18 protein-coding genes and 1 CRISPR repeat array are annotated in these 17,798 nt (G+C 50.2%); of the genes, 4 read left to right on the forward strand and 14 right to left on the reverse strand.

Annotated features, from left to right (window positions below; genetic code table 11):
- Window positions 1-207, forward strand: a complete 207-nt coding sequence (locus GFS31_RS03915) for a DUF2283 domain-containing protein (protein ID WP_198806961.1) — start codon at window positions 1-3, stop codon at window positions 205-207.
- Between the two features lie 13 nt (window positions 208-220).
- Window positions 221-541: a hypothetical protein gene (locus tag GFS31_RS03920; protein ID WP_198806962.1), complete on the forward strand. Its 321-nt coding sequence runs from the start codon at window positions 221-223 to the stop codon at window positions 539-541.
- On the opposite strand, the gene GFS31_RS03925 is transcribed toward GFS31_RS03920, so the two are convergent.
- The 5 genes from GFS31_RS03925 to GFS31_RS03945 form a co-directional block, all read right to left on the reverse strand.
- The gene (locus GFS31_RS03925) at window positions 538-801 is read right to left on the reverse strand and encodes a hypothetical protein (protein ID WP_198806963.1); all 264 of its coding nucleotides are present in this window, start codon (window positions 799-801) and stop codon (window positions 538-540) included. The genes GFS31_RS03920 and GFS31_RS03925 overlap by 4 nt on opposite strands.
- Before the next feature lie 69 nt (window positions 802-870).
- Complete coding sequence (locus GFS31_RS03930; protein ID WP_198806964.1) at window positions 871-1,713, reverse strand: endonuclease domain-containing protein; 843 nt, start codon at window positions 1,711-1,713, stop codon at window positions 871-873.
- Between the two features lie 95 nt (window positions 1,714-1,808).
- Window positions 1,809-2,717 carry a competence protein CoiA family protein gene (locus GFS31_RS03935; protein WP_198806965.1) on the reverse strand — a complete coding sequence of 303 codons (909 nt, stop codon included), beginning with the start codon at window positions 2,715-2,717 and terminating at the stop codon, window positions 1,809-1,811.
- Window positions 2,718-2,719: 2 nt separating this feature from the next.
- Window positions 2,720-3,217, reverse strand: a complete 498-nt coding sequence (locus GFS31_RS03940; protein WP_198806966.1) for a hypothetical protein — start codon at window positions 3,215-3,217, stop codon at window positions 2,720-2,722.
- 13 nt (window positions 3,218-3,230) lie between these two features.
- A complete protein-coding gene (locus GFS31_RS03945; RefSeq protein ID WP_198806967.1) occupies window positions 3,231-3,803 on the reverse strand; it encodes a tyrosine-type recombinase/integrase in 573 nt (190 codons plus the stop codon).
- A 360-nt stretch (window positions 3,804-4,163) separates the two neighbouring features.
- Here GFS31_RS03945 and GFS31_RS03950 point away from each other — a divergent pair, with 360 nt between their 5' ends.
- Window positions 4,164-4,454, forward strand: coding sequence for a hypothetical protein (locus GFS31_RS03950; protein ID WP_198806968.1), 291 nt, complete (start codon window positions 4,164-4,166; stop codon window positions 4,452-4,454).
- 294 nt (window positions 4,455-4,748) lie between these two features.
- On the opposite strand, the gene GFS31_RS03955 is transcribed toward GFS31_RS03950, so the two are convergent.
- Window positions 4,749-5,510, reverse strand: a complete 762-nt coding sequence (locus tag GFS31_RS03955) for a hypothetical protein (RefSeq protein WP_198806969.1) — start codon at window positions 5,508-5,510, stop codon at window positions 4,749-4,751.
- 403 nt (window positions 5,511-5,913) lie between these two features.
- Here GFS31_RS03955 and GFS31_RS03960 point away from each other — a divergent pair, with 403 nt between their 5' ends.
- Window positions 5,914-6,750: a thermonuclease family protein gene (locus tag GFS31_RS03960; protein ID WP_198806970.1), complete on the forward strand. Its 837-nt coding sequence runs from the start codon at window positions 5,914-5,916 to the stop codon at window positions 6,748-6,750.
- A gap of 35 nt (window positions 6,751-6,785) precedes the next feature.
- Window positions 6,786-8,890: a CRISPR direct-repeat array (repeat unit 35 nt; unit sequence GTGCTCAACGCCTTACGGCATCAGAGGTTCGGCAC).
- A 249-nt stretch (window positions 8,891-9,139) separates the two neighbouring features.
- On the opposite strand, the gene cas2 is transcribed toward GFS31_RS03960, so the two are convergent.
- The 8 genes from cas2 to cas6 form a co-directional block, all read right to left on the reverse strand.
- Entirely contained in the window at window positions 9,140-9,433 is a 294-nt protein-coding gene (gene cas2, locus GFS31_RS03965; RefSeq protein WP_198806971.1) for a CRISPR-associated endonuclease Cas2, read from the reverse strand.
- Between the two features lie 4 nt (window positions 9,434-9,437).
- Window positions 9,438-11,105 carry a type I-MYXAN CRISPR-associated endonuclease Cas4/Cas1 gene (locus GFS31_RS03970; RefSeq protein ID WP_198806972.1) on the reverse strand — a complete coding sequence of 556 codons (1,668 nt, stop codon included), beginning with the start codon at window positions 11,103-11,105 and terminating at the stop codon, window positions 9,438-9,440.
- Between the two features lie 253 nt (window positions 11,106-11,358).
- A complete protein-coding gene (gene cas5 / locus GFS31_RS03975) occupies window positions 11,359-12,030 on the reverse strand; it encodes a type I-MYXAN CRISPR-associated protein Cas5/Cmx5/DevS (RefSeq protein WP_198806973.1) in 672 nt (223 codons plus the stop codon).
- The gene (gene cas7i / locus GFS31_RS03980; protein WP_198806974.1) at window positions 12,030-12,890 is read right to left on the reverse strand and encodes a type I-B CRISPR-associated protein Cas7/Cst2/DevR; all 861 of its coding nucleotides are present in this window, start codon (window positions 12,888-12,890) and stop codon (window positions 12,030-12,032) included. Before cas7i ends, cas5 begins: the two co-directional genes overlap by 1 nt.
- Window positions 12,891-12,924: 34 nt before the next feature.
- Window positions 12,925-14,385, reverse strand: coding sequence for a type I-MYXAN CRISPR-associated Cas8a1/Cmx1 (cas8a1, locus tag GFS31_RS03985; protein WP_198806975.1), 1,461 nt, complete (start codon window positions 14,383-14,385; stop codon window positions 12,925-12,927).
- A gap of 1 nt (window position 14,386) precedes the next feature.
- Window positions 14,387-14,662, reverse strand: a complete 276-nt coding sequence (locus GFS31_RS03990; RefSeq protein WP_198806976.1) for a hypothetical protein — start codon at window positions 14,660-14,662, stop codon at window positions 14,387-14,389.
- Window positions 14,663-14,902: 240 nt separating this feature from the next.
- Window positions 14,903-17,083: a CRISPR-associated helicase Cas3' gene (cas3, locus tag GFS31_RS03995; RefSeq protein WP_225907558.1), complete on the reverse strand. Its 2,181-nt coding sequence runs from the start codon at window positions 17,081-17,083 to the stop codon at window positions 14,903-14,905.
- Window positions 17,084-17,123: 40 nt separating this feature from the next.
- A complete protein-coding gene (gene cas6, locus GFS31_RS04000) occupies window positions 17,124-17,780 on the reverse strand; it encodes a type I-MYXAN CRISPR-associated protein Cas6/Cmx6 (RefSeq protein ID WP_198806978.1) in 657 nt (218 codons plus the stop codon).
- Window positions 17,781-17,798 lie beyond the last annotated feature (18 nt).

The following is a 17,798-nucleotide window of genomic DNA, read 5'->3' on the forward strand; positions in this document are numbered from 1 at the left end:
ATGCAAGCCAAGTACGACTCTGAAGTAGACGTTTTGAGAATCCGTTGGTCAGATGCTCCTATTGATGAAAGCGATGAGGATAAACCAGGGGTCATCCTCGACTACGACAAAGATGGCCATGTCGTTGGAATCGAGATTTTGAATGCCTCCAAACGGATTGAGGACATCGCCCAGCTTTCGATTCAGGCCACTCAGGTTTCCCAGTAATAGAAACGGCCCTATGCCTTCTAAGCCCCAAACCCTCACCTGCGGCGACCTAGTGAAGCTGAAAGACCCCTACCAAGGCCGCTACGGCTATGGCGTGGTGGTGGAAATTACCAGCCGTACCCGCCAGGGCCAGCCGCGCAACGTTAGCCTTCACCTCTACGACGATGAAGGGCAGCTTTATATCGAGCCGCTGTATGTCGCCAAGGGGCTCATGGTGCCCAGCTATGTAGACTTCCATGTATCAGAACTGACCTGGTATCGACGGGTTAGCGATCAGGGCTACCACACCATTCCCAAGCCGCCCGATTGGTCAGTGGAGCGGTATTTGGCTTAGGAGTTGTCTTGCTGGATGGCGAACGGGTCTGAGTGTATGGAGCGATACTTGGCAATCACCTGACGCATTTCCTCTCGCACTAACCGATGTAGCTTTGGGTCAGCCTTTAGGGGTTCTGTGAAGTCTGGGGCAATCAGGGAGACATTACCATCCTTGTCAAAGGCTAAATGCATCTCGGTCACATTGACGAAGGGTTCCAAGTCCTTCAAGAGGTGGTGGAACGCATTGTAGATTTGGCTAATATCCTGTCCTGAAGCCATGGAGACAATTACTGTTGGATGGTGTTGGACGGTTGCTTTGCCATTATAGGACAGTCCCACAGGACAGCCCTAGACTACCTCAACATAGGGCGTTGTGGCTTCCGGGCGGCGCTGCTCCTTGAGGATGGACACAAACTCCGCTACCACCTGCTGGGGTCGCCTTAGACAGTCCTGGGCCGTGAACCGTACCGTCGGCAGTCCTGCCCTCAGCAGCACTCGGTCACGGGCATAGTCTCGTACCGCCTGATCCTGAGCATTGTGGTGTTGTCCATCTACCTCCAAGATGAGGCCCACCCCTTGGTAGAACACCATGAAATCAGTCTCTACCCGCCCTGTAAGCTGGCTGTCGCTGACGATGGTATCTTGCAGCCCCACTCGACCCCGAACATTGGCAAAGTAAAGTAGCCCCGTTTGCTCCAGGGCTTCTGCGATGCGAATCTCGGCCTCAGAACGGAGGTATAGCCCACCCCATTCCTTGGTGTAGTTGCCCCCGGCCTGGGAGGTGGAAGGGCTAGACGTGGTGAGGATCGTCCCATGGAGGATTTGCTCGACCTGGGCCTTGTACCCTTCATTACAAAAAATGTGCCAGTGGTGCTGAGACCCGGCACCCCCCGGTTGTCCCGCATAGGCGATATGGAACACGCCTTCCTTGATGAAGCAGACAAAGCCAGGGCGTGTCCGGTTATAGAGCCACGCATTCATCTTTTGCCGTGCCTTTGTCCTCGCCGCCCGCTTCAGGTTGCGGCTCGACGCATTCAGGGCCAAGAACACATCCAGCAGCTTCCCGGTCGGCACCAGGTAGACATAGGGTAGGTTGCCCCCGATAGAAACCAAGGTATCGCTGGTGGCTGACTGGCCAGTGGTGGCAAGGTTGAACTCTAGAGTCTGGGGATCATCGACAACGGTAGGCATCGTTACCTCTTGGGCGCTTCCCCTAGCATTCCCAGCCCTTCATCAAATGAAACAGTCCTGTAGGACAGTCCTGTGAAAGGTGTCATAAGCCACCATTAGATCTGGCAATCAGGACAGTAGTAACCCGCATCTAGCTCTAGGCGCGGGTAGTCTGTCGCAACATATTCAGTGAACAGATAATGCCCACCAACAAACTTGTTACATCGACGACAGGTGTTAGCAATGTAGGATTCTCTAATTATCTTGCTGTACTGCGTTTTCATGAAGACGCCATGCTGGGCCGCTAACTTGGCATCACTGGGGCTAAAGTCTGGTTCATAGCCCATATCGCCCTGGATAGCCGCTACTTTCATGGGGGCATTACATTTCCAACATTTGCCCTCAATAATCAGCAGTCGTTTCTTAGGCATAGGTTCACCACACCTAGAACACCGAGGGTTAGGGCAAACACTGACGGTATCGGGCTTTAGGCCATCGGCGTCCAACTGGTGGATATCTTGGTCTGAGGTCAGCTTAAACGTGACTACCGCAATACGATTGGCATCATAGAAGGCTAGGGCTTCTTCCTCTGGCGCATGGCTCACAACCACCTCAATCGCTGCAACAGGCCGCTGATGTTCATCAAATAGCGTGATGTCCGGCTGTCGTTCGCCTAGGCTATGCTCCACGGCTACCGATACCGCTTTCTTGAGCAAATTCCCTGCATGAGAACCCTCGCACTTTGGACAGTCCCACGCTATCGGCAACGGTTTTCCTTCAACCAAATGACGTTGGATTTTCTCAAAGAGCAAGGTCTTAAAGCCGTGGTGTAGCGCTGTTTCGGGAGTGCAGTTGGGCGATAGCACTTTATGGGCAAAGTGAGGCCGCTTGCGAGAACCCCGGTGCTGGACAAACGGCTGCTGGCAAGATGGACACAGGTAGGAACGATTAGGTTCGGCGTCTGCAATGTGAACCAGTTCACCACTCGGCGCTTGCCCCAGAGAATAGAGAATGTCCTTTTTCATAGCTAACTCCACAAACTCCTTAGCGCCTCATCGGCGTCTGATTGGTTTACAGGAGTTCGCTCAAAGCAAGGCTTCTGACTCAGAATTCTCTGTTTTTGCCAATCACTGTAGTAAATTAGCCTTTGAGGATGTAAGGTTCCCATATCATAGAGTGTCTTGATAAATTCCTCCCTATTACTAAAATCCACATTACAGAAGACGCCATGCGCTGAATAAAGATGTCTTTCCGACATATCTTCATGGGAAGTGCCTCCATTCCAAGCAGGAAGCAAATCTTTAATCAACTTCTGTTCTAGGCGAGTTGGGGATTCACTGGACATATACCAGTAGGAAATAGCCATTTCTAGACTCAATGCCACATTGAGGGCCGGATGTCGCCGTGAAAGACGTTTCGCCAAGTTTTCAGCTTTACCAATATATAGCCAGTCTTCACGGCTCAAAAACCCATAAACTCCAGGGCACCTTGGTATTTCATCTAAATTCAAAGGCAACCACTCCACTACTGCTTTCCTCCTACCACTGAATCCGGTCAAACCGCCTGGGATTCGCCGCTGTGTACCTCACGGTGTGCTGAATGTTCTTGTGCCCTAGGTATGCCTGGATGTCGCGGGTGGGCATCCCCTGTTCCGCCAGATGGTAGCCACAGCTATGTCTCAACATATGGGGATGAACGGGCAAGGGTAGCTTAGCCACCTGGCCCGCCCTGCCCACAATCTTTGAGATCGCATCGGTGCTGAGCTTCGCCCCCCGCTCACTGACAAATACATAAAGACTTTCCGGGTATCGTTCCTTCACCTGCTCCAGAGCCTTCAGTTCATCCTCCTGCAACCGATGAACCCCTCCCTCGCCCCGCTTCAGCCGCTTAATGCTGATGGCCCCAGCGTCAAACATGATGGCATCCCACCGCAGCGCCACCGCCTCACCTGCCCGTAGGCCATGGCGAAACATCAAGAGTAATAACGTCTGATCCCGCAACCGATGACGCCCCCGCTCACCCGCTGCTTCAATCAAGCGCGTCACTTCCTCCAGGGTCAGATGCTCTCGACTCCGGTAAACCTCATTTTTGGCGCGAACAGGTACATACATAAGTATCATTCTACAAACTGTCGGTAAAATAGGCAAAAATCCGACAGTTTTAGAGCCTCAAACCCGCATTCTTTCGTAGAATGCCTACTTCAGCTTTCCTTATTGAGAATTATTCCTACAGCCTCACCAGGGGAGTTTTGGATCAGGGGTGGCCCGAATCGGGTCAGGTGCCCCGACATCATGGTTCCCAGAGTCCACCCTATCCGGTTTACCCCTATCACCCGTTTAGGTTGGGTCTACTCAGTCTCACTCAAGACAAGCTGAATCACCCGTTTAGGTGGGTGAGGTTCACCCGGATAGGGGGGTGTGAGTCTTCGCCCGATTCTGGGCACAATAGCCTCAACCCCATCAGGCTTAACCATGTACTCCGGCACCCTCACCACGATTACCGAGGCCACAGATTTCCTGGCCTACTTCCGCAAGCTGCCCAGAACTCAGCAGGATATGATTGCGCCCCACCTGGACGAACCCCAGCGCATGGCCCTGAAGGTACTGAACTGCTGTAGTGAGTTGGAAGGACAGAGCGTGGTGGCCATTGCTAGCCTTGCGGAACTGCACCAGGAATCGACCAGGGCGATCCTCAAGGCGCTGGAGGGCAAGATGGTGGCCGCTGAAGTGACGGCGATGGGTAAGCTGTGGCGGCTTGCTTAGCCTTTAGTCTTATTGACACAATAGAAGCTTTAGCCTTTTTAAAAGCTTTACATTATCTGTCCTGATAGCATTCTGCGTATAAGAAGTTGTGAGTATGACTCTTTACCTAGAGGGATACTTATGGCAAACTATGCTGGTCGCAGTAGATGCCAACTTCTAAGAGAAATCTATGCGGAAATCTACAACCTTGAAGCACTAAATCAAACACAAAGAAATAGCTTATTATCAGCAGTCCAGTCCTTACTTAACTACTACCGCTGCACTCTTTAAGGATGGCAATTATTAGGCATTGTGTTAGCCATTGAATTCATCAGGCAGTTGCATCAGGAGTTCATCAAAGAACATCTTCAAGTATTGCACCTGATTCGATGTCAAACGCTCCCAGCCACCTTGATCCCTTATATATGTTATGGCTGCCACATAGGGGTCTGCTGATGAAAGTAAAGGTTTTTCAACAAAGCGACTTAAAGGATTGTTGTCTGGATGGCCAGTGAAATACATGCAATCATAAATCCAATTCACATAGCCAGTGATATCTCTCTGAAATCTTTGAATCTTCTTCTCTCGATTCCAAGGGAGAATTTCAGGTAAGGTAACAGAGTTTTTCTTGTATTCTTTGATAGCCTGTTTAGAAGCTATTCTAGACAAATAAGGAAGCTTTCTTTGCAACTCAGTTGCTGCAACCTTGTAGTCATTCAACTCCTCATTTAATCCCTCCCAGTTTTTCAGTTTTCCTAGAATACGATTCAATCTAACAATGTCATTTGTGCTTAATTCTTGTTGATTTATGGTCTTTAGGGTTTCGTCAAGAGCTTGGTATGCTATTTCCACATCTTTAGCAGCATCGTTGGCCTTTCTTTGCCAATACTCTTTATCACGCTTCTCATGCTCTAGTTCACTTTCCAGCTTATCTTTCTGTGAACTAAGTCGATTTTCAACTATCCAACGCTCATAAGTCAGAGCGAGAGTAGCGCCAGCTATAAATACAGTGATGTGAGGCAACACATTCAATGAACCCGAAGTAGCTTGAGCAAAGAAGTAGGGCGTCTGCACCATGATCTAAATCGCTAACTAAGGTTTTTTGCTTATGTTACTACAGCCGACGAGAAAGAGCGAACACATAAATATAGTGCGATTGAACTAAACTCAGCTATGGTTAATCTCATGTCTCAGATCGGAAACGATATATCTAGCTACCATGCACTGCGCGAGAAGCAGCATGAACAGGTTGTTCGTTGGGCTTACGACTTCATAAATGGTTCTGGTACTTCTCTCTATAGAAAAACTTTAAGAGCTTTCTTAAGACAAAATCCATCTGGCTTAGAGAAATTACCTTTAGCAGACCATAAGCGACTTCAAGCGTTACTGAATGACACAGATGAATAATGTCATTGTCTTCCGAGCAGTTAGCTTAATCGTGCCATGGGTACTCTAGAAGGGCTGACATCGGAACATGGCAATGAAACACTGGCAATTTGGTCTAGCAGCCCTGCTGTTGCTGGGGGGCTGTACCACAGCGGTTGAAGCTCCTCCAGCCTCGGTCGTAATCATCGAACCATCCCCCGCCGTCGAGGCACCCCAGGCCACCGAAGACCAGGCGCTTACTCCAGAACCAGCGGCCCCACCAGTAGCAGCCACCACCACCGATCCAGCCCCCGCTGTGGCCAGCCTCAACCTTCCGGTGGCCACCGTTATCTCCGTGGGTGATGGCGACACATTACGCATGGACTACCAGGGCCAGACCGTCACCGTGCGCTTTGCCTGTATCGACGCCCCTGAAACATCCCAAACCCCTTGGGGGCCAGCCGCCGCCGAACGCCTCCGACAACTTACCCCTAGGGGTTCTACCATTCAGTTTAGAGAAGCCGATACCGACCGCTACGGGCGCATGGTGGCGGAAGTCTACGCCGGGGGCCAACTCGTCAACCTCCAGATGGTGAGGGAAGGTCATGCCGTGGTCTATACCCAATTCCTCAGCAGTTGTCCCCAGACCCAAGACCTACTGCTTCAGGCCGAAGCTGAAGCCCAACAGCAGCGCCTCAACTTTTGGAATCAGCCTAACCCCGTGATGCCGTGGGACTATCGCCGGGGAGATCGATCTGGTACAGCCCCCGCCCCCGCCCAAGCAGCCACCAAGGACAGCAGCCCGCTCCCCAACCCCAGCGGCACCCCTAGCCGTGCCCCAGTGCAGGGAAGTTGTGAATGTCCCTACGACACCGACTCAGCAGGGCGCTCCTGTGGGGGACGGTCGAGCTATAGCCGTTCTGGGGGGAGTGAGGGGGCTTGTTATTTGTAGGACAACTGCTGCTTGGTGCTGGCCTCCATCTCTACTTGCTCAACGCCTTACGGCATCAGAGGTTCGGCACATCCTTGGTTGTTGTTGCGGATGATGGCAGTGTTGCGTGCTCAACGCCTTACGGCATCAGAGGTTCGGCACATCAAATTGCTGAACCAAACGCGGGACATGGAGGCGTGCTCAACGCCTTACGGCATCAGAGGTTCGGCACAGGGCCACATCCTCGGGGCATTTATTCGGCGTGGTGTGCTCAACGCCTTACGGCATCAGAGGTTCGGCACATTCAAGACCTGGGCAGCGCCAACGGCACCTGGCTGTGCTCAACGCCTTACGGCATCAGAGGTTCGGCACTAGCTCCATGCGGATGACTGGGTAAAAGAGTCGCTGAGTGCTCAACGCCTTACGGCATCAGAGGTTCGGCACCAACTGCTGAAATTGACCTTTAGAAGCCCGCATATGTGCTCAACGCCTTACGGCATCAGAGGTTCGGCACCAGATGTGCCCCTAAACCGCTGCCAGCCAGAAGAAGGTGCTCAACGCCTTACGGCATCAGAGGTTCGGCACCCCCGCCATCGGGCCGAGGTAGGTCAACTTGCACGTGCTCAACGCCTTACGGCATCAGAGGTTCGGCACTTCCAGTTCGCCTTTGCCCTACGCCTGAGCATCCGCAAGTGCTCAACGCCTTACGGCATCAGAGGTTCGGCACAGTCGCTCAAGTGGGCCTGCCTACGCCAATCCATACAGTGCTCAACGCCTTACGGCATCAGAGGTTCGGCACTCTAACGCCTGCTGCACCAGTTGGGCTACCTCACTGTGCTCAACGCCTTACGGCATCAGAGGTTCGGCACGAGCGGATCCACTCGTCTTTATGCCTGTCTAACAAGTGCTCAACGCCTTACGGCATCAGAGGTTCGGCACACTGTACCTAACGGCCAATGTGGTGATTGACGCGGAGTGCTCAACGCCTTACGGCATCAGAGGTTCGGCACTTGCCGTTCGAGCACTGGCCCCGCTAACCCCAACCCAAGACGTCCGTGCTCAACGCCTTACGGCATCAGAGGTTCGGCACTACCCACAGAATGACCACTAATTAAAAGTTGCCTAAGTGCTCAACGCCTTACGGCATCAGAGGTTCGGCACCACAAACGTCTAGGTTGTTTCTTATCCCTTATGTGTACGTGCTCAACGCCTTACGGCATCAGAGGTTCGGCACGGCTCAATGATGTCTCTGGCATGAGTCCAATTTTGTGCTCAACGCCTTACGGCATCAGAGGTTCGGCACCCTAAACTTCGAGATGTCCAGTACCAAACGTCCGAGTGCTCAACGCCTTACGGCATCAGAGGTTCGGCACTTGTTCGTTTCTCTGGTTGTTTTTTGGTTTCTGATGTGCTCAACGCCTTACGGCATCAGAGGTTCGGCACCTTGACCTTAAACGTATGGAATATGACTTCTTCCCTGTGCTCAACGCCTTACGGCATCAGAGGTTCGGCACGGGTACTTGGTTGTTACGGATGATTTTTCTTGTTTGTGCTCAACGCCTTACGGCATCAGAGGTTCGGCACGGCTCACTCACAAACCAGGTCGGCTCGAAGTAGGTGTGCTCAACGCCTTACGGCATCAGAGGTTCGGCACCCAATCCTCATCTGGCGGGAACTTTACCCCACCATTGGCCAGTGCTCAACGCCTTACGGCATCAGAGGTTCGGCACTGCCAGGAATGCCTAGGGTGAGGGTGCCTGTTGCGTGCTCAACGCCTTACGGCATCAGAGGTTCGGCACAGTTGTGTCATTGATGCTGACGGAAGTGATCCTATGTGCTCAACGCCTTACGGCATCAGAGGTTCGGCACTTACAAGTGTTTTACAACTAAGTGAAAGAGAGGGTAATCGGTGCTCAACGCCTTACGGCATCAGAGGTTCGGCACTTCGGGCCGCAGCCTGCGCTGTTCGTCTGCGGCGTCGCGTGCTCAACGCCTTACGGCATCAGAGGTTCGGCACTCCCTCCTACAAATCAGCCCAAACCTGCCTGCGCCGCGTGCTCAACGCCTTACGGCATCAGAGGTTCGGCACTGATCGGCAGGCTGCCCACTTGCGATATCACGATAGCGTGCTCAACGCCTTACGGCATCAGAGGTTCGGCACAGCGACCCCTTGAAATCCTTGCTATACAAGCTTTTGAGAGCCTGATTTGCAAGGTGGAAAGCGGTGCATCGTGCCATTGCTCCATACTGCTGATTTTACCAACTCCTGCTGTGTTCAAACCCTTACAGCACAAAGCCTTCACGAATTGCAAGCATCTCCAGGGGGGATAACAGCATGGTAAACCTTGCTAGGTAAGCTTTTCGGCGCGAGTTCAATCAACAGGATTTACGACAATCAGAGATCCTTGCATCAGAAGATCTGGTGTAGGTTGTGATCCACATCCCAAGCTTCGGGCCGATTACAAGCCTCGATACGCTGTACGCACCGCTGGCATAGGCCAGCAATCAATAAACTATCCTCCTCAGCAAGGACTTCTTCAAGCTTCCATCGCAATTGCTCTCGATCCCGTTGACTTAGGCGACAGCGAAAGATAGAGAACTGAATACTCTCGCCATAACCCTTCAGCAGCTTATAGGCTTTCCGCCAGCGTTTAGGGTCGCGGATGTCGTAGCAGATGAGGTAGTAATTCTTGCTTTCTGCCATGTCACTACCTCACTACCAACTGAGCGAACAAACCACCCTCACCCATCCACTCCTTCTCCAGTAGCCTTACCTCCAGTTCAATGAGGCGGCGATAGGTGAGGGAATATTGTGTAACCGGATGTTTCCATTGCTCTTCCTTGCGGCGTTCGTACAGGCTAATGAACTTGCGGCGACCTGCATCACTTAGCCATACTTGATCCCGCTGCACGTTGAAATCTTCATCCACATCCCACTGGTTGCGATTTACAGAGGCCATGACGGGCATATCCACCAGGGGCACCCGAAAAATCTCCATTAGGTCGAGGGCCAAGGGTGGAGCTTGGGTGCGGGGTTGGTGATAGAACCCTAGGGCTGGCTCCAGACCAACGGTGAGAATGGCATTCATCACATCCTTCAGCAGCATAGAGTAGCCAAAGCTCAGCAGAGCGTTAAAACGATCCTTGGGTGGCCGTCGATTGCGTCCAGAGAACTTCATCCCTAGGGCCACATTATCTGAGATGAGGTGGGGGAGAGCTCCAAAGTAGAGGGCGGCCAAATTGCCCTCCAGTCCCAGGAGAGATGCCGTAGATTGGGCCGTAGATACCCCCTTCAGTGTCCTTTGCATCTGAGCAATCGTCTGCTCCAGGGCTTCCCTGTGCTCATCAGCGTTGCGCTGGCCCCGCATCAGAAACTTACGCTGGCTTTGGCCACGGCACTCCACAAGCTGCTTAGCGAGCTTGAGGCATTGCTCAGAGTCCGTTAGAGCCTTGTACTGCTGAATGCGGCGCTGGATGCTGCCCTGACGAGTATCCAAACTACCTAGGTAGCGTCCACCCCCAGAGATGAAATGAACCCCCACCTCCTGCTCAGCACAGAAGTAAATCGCCTGGGTAGATAACTGAGCAAAGCTGTGGACCACCAATTGGCTCACCTGCCGGGAAGGAAGCGTCACCACCTGGCCATCCCGCTTCGTGATTTTGAACTGGTCGCCGCTTTTGCCGATTCGAGTCCCTGCCTCAGTCACATGAATGACCTGGCGCTCATCGTCTTCAGGAAACAGCCGCACCACCTGCTCTGTAGTCCCCTGGGCCAACCGAGTCTCTTCAGGTAGACAAACTGGGGAGAGAGAACATCGGCCACATAGACGCTCGTTGGTGGCTACTGGAGGCCGCTCTGAGGACATCCGTAGTTGTCTAGCCTTATCAATGCAGTTGAGCACGTCCTGTCGTCCCTGGTCGTCGAGGGGCACATGAACTAGGACATTATCAGCATGGTAGCGAACCCGCCCCTCTGGCACGATAATTCCCAACTCAGCCTCAATGAGCAAGGCATAGGCCAAGACTTGAATGCGATCACTCTCCCAGGCTTGGGGCTTATTGTTGCTGTCTCGGTAGCAGCGGCCTCGCTTATGCTCGTAGGGAATTGTTTGGCCCCCACGGGTACGGAGAGCGTCAACTTTGCCGCGTAACCCTAGTTTCTCGCTCTCCAGAACAAACTGTTGCCAGTCGCCATCTTCATCTTTCTCAAGCTCCACATGAAGCCGCCGCCCCGCAAAGACAGAAGCATCCTGGGTATAGAGTTGTTCAACTTCTTCAAGGTAGTAAAGCCGTGGGCAATAATTCAGTGCATGGAGCGCATTAACACGAATTGTTTCTTGAGACTCTACCAAAGCCTCAGTGGAAGTGATAGTCATAGTTGAAATCCTAACTGTGTGGAATAAACCAACTATGACTACAGAAGCAGGAGAATTTATTTCCGACTTAAAAGATACGTGTAATTCGCCATCTTTTAAAGAAAGAACACTCGTACTTCAGAACTTTCTTTGAAGATCAAGTGATCTTTAGTATGGGTGCATTGGTAGACAAAATCGCCTAAAGGCATCAGAGGTTTTTATGTGGCTAATAAATATTTAATTTTCAAGGTTCAAAAACTGTAAAGAAAAAACATCAGGTTTTCTTTCGTAGCTGCTTACCCTTTTGAGAACTTAAAACAGCTTTCAAAGGGGTAGGTATTTTTGTGAAACAATCTACCTGAAACTCATCACTCCAACTAAAGCGTTGAAAGGTTCCCTGCCCTGTCTTCCGATCAATCCATATAGGAAGGCTAATTAAACCACGATTATCTCTCACTAGCCAGCGAACTGTACCATCTGTTTCTCGATACAAGCGGATACCATTGATCATCGCCCAAGATTCGCCTAGGCTCAGACCTCCAAAACGAGTAATTTGGGATGGAGTAGCAAGGGCAATTTCTACTCGGTCTGCTAGTTTTATCGTTGCTGTCTCTTCACTGGAGTCAACTTGAACGGCTATTCTCAAGTCAGTTAGAAGCTCCTGATGGTTAGGCTTTGAGAACTTACTAGTGGGATAGGTGCCCATGTGAGTCTTGCTAAACTTGTGATGACGCTGTTTCCTCACAATGCGAGAAATGGGCGGATCATCACCAATGATGCCCAAAGCTAGTTTGACTCCTCGATGGGCTTCCATATTTACCTCGCCAATTAGCGAAAGCAGCAGCCCATAGACAGTTGACGGTGGTGGATAGAGATAGGTTTCCTTATAATCCCGTGCAAAGCTTCGAGGGAAGCTAGTGCAGGGACAATCGAGGTACAACTGCATTAGGCCGTTACCTCCACCTTGAGTAGTGCTTTAGCAGTGGTGATCGCTTCTTTAACGCTACGGAAAACCCCAACGCCCAATTCCCCTAACTTCTCTCCATAGGGTGTATCAGCAATTTCACCAGCGACAATCAATTCATTAGCAGCCACATCACCGACTTCAACCAACCTAAGAAGTTTAGGGCAACCTACTGCATCACCCATGCGTTTGAAGCTATCCATAATCCAGGGACTTGGATCATTGGTGACACGAATAACAATAGATTCTGGGTGAAAGTCGTATAGGAATCGTGAGTGATTACCACCAACATGACGCACCGCCGCAATTGCATCCAAGGCTAAGGCAGCACGGGCAGGATTCTTCAAGTGCTCTGGGGTAAGGGCCACGGTGTACTGATAAGCCGTACAGTGAACCTCGGTTTGGTGAATAGAGGTTTTACCTTTCTCACCGCCTTTAGACCCAAAGGCAATGTCTCCCCAGTAAGGATCGAGACTAATAGCCCGACTAATTTCTAAAGCACCTCGCCGTTTGGTGGTAGCATCCTCATTATCTTTGCCCTTTTTGGCGTCCATATAGCCAAACAAATCATCATCAATGTAGTCTTCGGCACTAAAACGTTCATCTTTGAAGCTGTACTTATCTGTATCTGGGTTAAAGGTGCGATTCGTTACCGACTCGTTGTGATGTTGAAAATATTCGCGTAAGCCCCAACGAATAGCTTCAGCACTAATAGTCGTGTATTGATCGTTACCACGGGTAATCTTTTGCAGAGTGGAAAGGGTGCTACCGTCCCCTTCTCCTCGGTTATTGGCGGCTACAGCGGTAGCTGTGACGATAGTAGCGAAAAGATGTTGAGTCATTGTTGAGTGCTCCAAATATTGGTGAGTAAATGTATTAAAGGACGTTAGCTGTTTCTTCAGTAGAGTTTTCCTCTAGTAGCTTTTTTTCCTCCTTGGTTTTACTTTGATAGGTTGCGATTGCAAGCAAGGCTAAATCTCTAGCAGTTTTCCAGTTTCCCGGTTGATTTAGCCTTGCAAAGATTTGTAAGCCATTACCCAGTGCTGCTCCACTCCGAAAATCACTTAAGAATTTCACCAATGCAGTCGTGAACTGTTGCTGTGTTCCAGGTCGCTGTAGCCGATAAATAACCTTATCGGTAACTTGTCCGTAGTCTAAAGGTCTGCCTTGTTTCTGTGCTTGCAAAATCTGCTCTCGTAAGTAAGTGCTAAAGGCACCTTGAACAGCCTCAAAGAGTACTTTCTCATCTGCGCTTAGATGTTCAGTCATTACAACTAATCCCCTGCGATCATCTGGAAAAATAGAATTTGCCTTGCGAAACTCGAAAAATCCGTCATACCATGACTTGTTGACGATTAAGTTGTCACTAATCCAGGCTAAAACTTTGGACTCTGCTAACCATGTCCCGTTACCATCCTTTTTAAGCTGTACTCTGGGAGGTAAGAGCCTAGAAGCAACCTCATACAGTCCTAAAATCTGATCATTGATCTGTACTCGGTGTACAGCTTGCTTGAGATAGGATTGATTACCATCCCAAGGCTGGCTACCTAGACGGTATACCTCGCAATAATCGATACGAAACAAACTTGAGTCATCTGCTAACTTCTCTCGCAACAGGAAATTTAGGGCTGATTCCCCTGCACTGCTAGAGCGGAAGCTTTTATAGGTGCGTCCCGGCATCTTGCGGCGTAACTTAACCCATTCGTTGATATTGCGAATTTCAGGAATAACCAATGCTGAGCGATAGCCAGTTAATTGATAATAGCCGCAAGCAAGCGGCAAAAATAGTAAAGCTAAAAAGCCTGTGGGAGATTCAACATAAGCTCCGTTAACAAAACACTCAACCAATCCAGGAAGGTGATGCCCTTTCAAAGGAATTTCCTTTTTGAACATTCCCTTGCTATTAAAAGCATCTTGAATACCACGGGTGTAGTAGCAATCCACTACTGGACGATAATCAATCCGAATTTCAGGCTGATCATCGTCAACGGTAAAGTTCAGGGGTACAGCTTGCTTTTCACGACTGCGCTGCTTGCTGTGCTGCAAGAATGAGTTCATCACCCCTTCACTAAAGATGTAGCGCCCCTGCTCATCTAGATTCAGTGCGGGTGCTTCTAAATAGCCTTCATCAGAACGATAGGTCTGTGCTAAGAGCCATTGAATAGCATCTATGTCTTTGCCCTCCCAGGATAGGGTTACAACATCTTCTGTAACCTCCCACTGTAAAGGAGCATCGGTAGAATCGATAGCTGATAGTGCAAGCCCTAACCCAGCGATTCCGGCTCGATGCGGTAGTAGTGTGTTGGGGTCAAAAATGGAGAGTGTCAGTTCAGTCAATTCAGTTACCTCCTTCCTCATACTCCCAAATGCGCCAGTAGTCTCTGTGATTTACCTGTTCAATAAACTCAATCCGTACTCGCCCTTTGCCGTGAGGAAGGTTGTAATCGAGGCAGGAAAGCTTCTTGGCACGACGCAAAGCACTTTCTGGGATGCCTTCACGAATTGCAGATTTTGTTGTTATCCCTCTGGGCTTTAGTCCCAGGAAGGGTAGTCGCTGCGCTTTTTCCAACTCAGCAGTGGCATAACCTAGCAGGGTCAGTTGCTCAGCAGTCATGGGGAACCTCGCAGTAAGTCATCCTCCATAATATAGCCCATCATCAGAGTGAGTTGTCTACATCAGCCAAAATTACTTCTAAAGATAGCCAGCCTCATGGAGGGGATTCCTCAAAGGCTGGCTTGGTCGTGCAACGCCTTGCGGCATCAGTGGTTGGCTCCAACTTCTGTAGTTTTACTACAGAGCAGAGTGGTCTAGTGCTCAACGCCTTATGGAGCATCTGAGAGGGACACTGATACATCATACCGATCTCCTTGCTAGTTCATAGGCACCAATTTCTGATGAATAGCCCCATGACTCCGCAGGGGCTACCGGATAGCGTCTGCATTTTTGCCAGCCTTTGGTTTGCTGGTTTCTAACCACTAAGGGAACCGTGTACCGAGGAATCAGCTTGGCAGGCAATTTTTCAACGGTTGGGACATCCCGCTCCAGTAAAACGGTGGTGGTGTAACCTGCCTCCCGTAAAGAGGTTGGGTAGGTACGCCACTCACCATCGAGCCAAACCGAGTTGCGATCCGGTTGTCCTTGAGTAGCTGCCTTTTCGAGCCAAGATGCCAGATCAGCTTGGCAAACCTCGCCAGCAAAGCTCTGAACTAATTCGAGGCCAGCCTCCAAGTCTTCTTGCTCGTAGGGAAAGCCAACTTTTTCATCGGGGTAGAACAGGGCATCAAGGGCATGGCCGCAGTATTGGCGATTCAATCGACCCAGGCGCTGCACTAAGCCTGGTGGATCGGCAATTTGAGTTACGAGTAAGGTTGCAGACAGATCCAATGACATCTCAGCTACCTGGGTGGCAACTGCCATCACTGGGCCATCAGTCTTAAAACGGTCAACGACCTCTCGGTGGTGCTGGACGCGATCACCATATTTATAACGGCTGTGATAAAGCAACGGGCTTAGCCCAATCTTTTTAGCATTTTGGTAAACGTCAATAGCTGTGTTGACCTGATTACAAACCCACAGAATTTTGCCTCCTGCCTCATATTCAGCCTTCACCCGTTCCCAATTGGGTGCATCGGCATAGTGAAAGCGGTAACGGGGCTGGGTTTCAAGATCCTTTGGCCCGTGAATAACATCTAAGGGTGCGCCTACCGCTTGCTCAATGGCCTGTAGCTGCCAGGGTAAGAACGACGCTGACATGAGTAAGATTGGTGCTTTAACTACCTCCAGGAACCGCAAAAGTGCCCCAAAAAGCTTGTTGTCATAGCAGTGGACTTCATCAAATACAAAGGCTGCTTGGGCAATTGCAGGAAAGCAATACAGAGGACGGCGGTTACATTGCAGCAGTCCTAAAACTGTATCTACGGTACAAATACTGACCTTAGTGCTCCAGGCTTTGAACGATTCCAGTTTGGTTTCCAGGTCGTCATCATCTCCGGTTGAGTGCAGGTCTAAATGCTCCAAGTCAACTGCTGCACGAGTGTGGACCAGCGTTGAATCCACTTTGTCGTAGACATAATCTAAAAAGCCTTCGGTACTGGTTCCCGTCGTCGGATAGCAGAAGAATAGCTTGCGCCCGATGGCATGGCGTTTGGCCCAATTGTAAGCACCCAGGGTTTTCCCTGTTCCACACCCTGCCCGTGCAAGCGTCACTCGTTGTTCTGCTTTACCCAAATTCTCCTGAAAAGGACGTAGGGAATTACCCTCCAATCGTTCCGCTACCACATGCTGTAGTTCAGTTTCAGTCAAGGTATACCGAATTTGTTGCTCAATCCAGTCACGAATCGAAACATCGTTTGCGGGTAACGCTGAACCACTGGTGTCTCCTGCCACCAATAGGGCTTTAACAACCGCTGTGAAGACTGGATCAGTGTCCCATTCGACAAATTCCCTAATCAGTGTTTTCTGCTTTTGCTTGAGGTCTGTGATTGTCCAATGTGTAGGTAAGTTATTGGGCAAAGATAGGTTCAATCCACATAATTTCTGGCCGTACTTTAGTAGCCCGATAAAGTGTTTATGGGTGGTGTAGAGCCATAGGAGATCGCCCCTTGTCCATTGATCACAGCCAGAGTTACGGATGACTCCAATCTCATCGGTTTGCTTACCTGCTTCGCCACCCAGCTTGAAATGGTGTCCACCAGCCGCTGCTAGAGCCACATAAAAATTTCCCTGACCAGTTGAAAGCCAGTCCCGCATTTCCCAAGCCAACAAAACTGATATCACTTCATGCCGCATCAACTGCGGGTTATTCATTGGATTCTTAAACTTGCGTACTACAGCCTGGAAGTGATCATTTGCCTTGCCTAAATCATGTAGAAACGCTGCCAGTTGAACTGTCGCCTTTAGTTCTTCAAGACTTTGAGATAAGCCAAACTGTTGCAGGCAACCAATACCTAGCTCATCAACCAGTGTAGTGACAGCTTCGACGACATCAGAGGTATGGCCTGTTAGCCCATAGGCAGACTTCCAGGGCTTATCCATCGACTTCGCTAGGAGTAACTTAGGCCGTAAGGCTGGCTTCTCAGGCAGCATACGCATCTTCCTTTAGTGGATAAAACCAACCACAACCAAAGTGCTTTCGTCCACCTAAGCCATGCCACTGTAATATAAGTGAGTCTTCATTACTCAAACCCTCAACTACGACACTAAATCCTAAAACCTTCTTATCTTTTATTTGCAGAGTTCGTCGAGCTAAATCGCCATCAGGATCGCTAGGAATAAATACTTGTCCTTTAAGACCAAGACGATCTAACCCATTCTGACAAGATTGCAGAAAGTATCGAGGTACTTCTGCATGATCAATTTCTTTTAGCTTAAACGTCACAAGTCGCGACTTTAAAGTATCACTGGCTTCTGGCAAAGTAATCCTAGGCTGAATCAGTCGAATAAGATGTCCGCGAATATCCAAAACCTGATTTTGCAGGAAGCGATACCAAGTCTGCACCTGATCAGCCGGACAACGAAGTCGCAAGGATGAGCTTTGATTTAAATAAATCATGCCAGCATGATCAGGAATACCTGAAATTGTGCATAGATGTAAATCGTCTGGCAAGTCTTTAGGCATGGATGCATCTTCAACCGCTTGGAGACTTTTTTTCACTGCTGAGTAAAGCGCGTAGCCATGATCCGCAGGGAGCGTTTTACCCCTCAGAGCAAATTGAATTTCGAGAAAGTCCATATTTTCCCCCCTGTGTTG

It is taken from the genome of Leptolyngbya sp. BL0902 (assembly GCF_016403105.1).
GTDB lineage: Bacteria > Cyanobacteriota > Cyanobacteriia > Phormidesmidales > Phormidesmidaceae > Nodosilinea.

Coding starts and splice junctions, on each gene's coding strand:
- GFS31_RS03915 (WP_198806961.1), top strand. CDS start 1: ATGCAAGCCAAGTACGACTCTGAAGTAGACGTTTTGAGAATCCGTTGG.
- cas6 (WP_198806978.1), bottom strand. CDS start 17,780: ATGGACTTTCTCGAAATTCAATTTGCTCTGAGGGGTAAAACGCTCCCT.
- GFS31_RS03955 (WP_198806969.1), bottom strand. CDS start 5,510: ATGGTGCAGACGCCCTACTTCTTTGCTCAAGCTACTTCGGGTTCATTG.
- cas7i (WP_198806974.1), bottom strand. CDS start 12,890: ATGACTCAACATCTTTTCGCTACTATCGTCACAGCTACCGCTGTAGCC.
- GFS31_RS03970 (WP_198806972.1), bottom strand. CDS start 11,105: ATGACTATCACTTCCACTGAGGCTTTGGTAGAGTCTCAAGAAACAATT.
- GFS31_RS03920 (WP_198806962.1), top strand. CDS start 221: ATGCCTTCTAAGCCCCAAACCCTCACCTGCGGCGACCTAGTGAAGCTG.
- GFS31_RS03945 (WP_198806967.1), bottom strand. CDS start 3,803: ATGTATGTACCTGTTCGCGCCAAAAATGAGGTTTACCGGAGTCGAGAG.
- GFS31_RS03935 (WP_198806965.1), bottom strand. CDS start 2,717: ATGAAAAAGGACATTCTCTATTCTCTGGGGCAAGCGCCGAGTGGTGAA.
- cas3 (WP_225907558.1), bottom strand. CDS start 17,083: ATGGATAAGCCCTGGAAGTCTGCCTATGGGCTAACAGGCCATACCTCT.
- GFS31_RS03925 (WP_198806963.1), bottom strand. CDS start 801: ATGGCTTCAGGACAGGATATTAGCCAAATCTACAATGCGTTCCACCAC.
- GFS31_RS03950 (WP_198806968.1), top strand. CDS start 4,164: ATGTACTCCGGCACCCTCACCACGATTACCGAGGCCACAGATTTCCTG.
- GFS31_RS03930 (WP_198806964.1), bottom strand. CDS start 1,713: ATGCCTACCGTTGTCGATGATCCCCAGACTCTAGAGTTCAACCTTGCC.
- cas5 (WP_198806973.1), bottom strand. CDS start 12,030: ATGCAGTTGTACCTCGATTGTCCCTGCACTAGCTTCCCTCGAAGCTTT.
- GFS31_RS03960 (WP_198806970.1), top strand. CDS start 5,914: ATGAAACACTGGCAATTTGGTCTAGCAGCCCTGCTGTTGCTGGGGGGC.
- cas2 (WP_198806971.1), bottom strand. CDS start 9,433: ATGGCAGAAAGCAAGAATTACTACCTCATCTGCTACGACATCCGCGAC.
- GFS31_RS03990 (WP_198806976.1), bottom strand. CDS start 14,662: ATGACTGCTGAGCAACTGACCCTGCTAGGTTATGCCACTGCTGAGTTG.